Source organism: Rhodoferax sp. RT5P35, assembly GCF_056521385.1.
The window spans coordinates 1-1,270 of sequence record NZ_JBWMAX010000192.1 but is presented as its reverse complement, the minus strand read 5'-3'; the positions used below and the strand labels follow the sequence as shown (position 1 = coordinate 1,270).

Annotated in this window: 1 protein-coding gene; it reads right to left on the bottom strand. The window is 52.4% G+C overall.

Annotated elements, in window-relative coordinates:
* Window positions 1-1,270 (bottom strand): HEAT repeat domain-containing protein (locus AC097L_RS24850; protein WP_479589386.1); only part of this gene is annotated, 1,270 nt, incomplete at both ends.

Sequence of the window (1,270 nt, the reverse complement as noted above, 5' to 3'; positions counted from 1 at the left end):
ATCACGATTCAGCGCTGCAATTCCTTTTGGCTCACCTAAAACGTGAAGGGCCGCCGCTACGGTTGAACTCAGATCGCGATCTGAATCGTCCAGCATGGCCAGGAGCGGCGCAGCGGCCTGCTTATCGCCGAACTTTGCAAGCGCAGAGATAACGGCCATGCGCACTTCGACCTCTGTATCGTCTAGCTTGGCCAGGAGCAGCTCGACTGCTCGCTTATCCCCTAATTGCACCAGTGCAGATATGACAGCTACACGTACGTCTGCCTCTGTATCATCCAACTTGACCAGGAGCGATTCAACTGCCTGCTTGTCGCCTAAAACCGCAAGTGCAGAGATGACGGCAATTCGTACATCGACAGCTGTATCGTCCAGCTTGGCCAGGAGCGGCTCGACAGCTAATTTGTCACCTAACTGCCCAAGTCCGGCGATGACCGCCTTGCGGACAATGTCCGCTGGGTAGTCCAACATAGCGAGAATAGGCTCAACGGCCTGCTTGTCACCTAACTTTGCAAGCGCAGAGATGGCGGCAATACGAACAGCGACCGCCGTGTCATTCAGCGTGGCTAGGAGCGGCCTGACAGCTTGCCTGTCGCCTAACTTCTCAAGCGCAAGGACTACTGTCCTGCGGACATCATCTACTGGATCGCTTAACCGCCTAAATAATGGATGCAATGCTCGGAGGTCCTTGCTGGCACCAAGAATGCTCACTATCCATTGACTAGTAAAGCTCTCATCTGAAGAAACTGATTCCAAAACCTTACACAATTGGTCTACTTCGACACCTTTTGCCAACCAAACCGATTTTCGCTCTCGCGACTTATAGCTACGGGAGCTGAGCCATCCTAATGCCCAAGCGGCGGCTTGCGCTGCTGGAAGGTCTGGTTGAGTAAGAATTAGCAACAGGCTTTCGAGAAGGCCTTCTACGACCACGACGCGTCCTTCAAATGCGGCTTGCATCAAAGTTAGTGCGGCGGATATCTTTTGTTCACGATTACCAGATTTAAGTCGCGCAACTAATTCCGAGCAAAATTCTTTAGGGGTAACAGAAGTTTTATTCCAGCAAGCCACCTCAACTTGAGCCCAGAGACTGCCAGGATTCGCTCGCCTATCAGAGGGCCTCCGACAGAACTCTTGAATTAGTGCGCTCTTCAGTTGTGGAAACCACATACTACCGGCAACTTCCATCGCCGCGCGATCTACCGCGGTTTGAATAGAGCCTGTACCATCATCGCTCCCAACTCTTTCTGCAAAAGCGGCAAACACTAAAGCC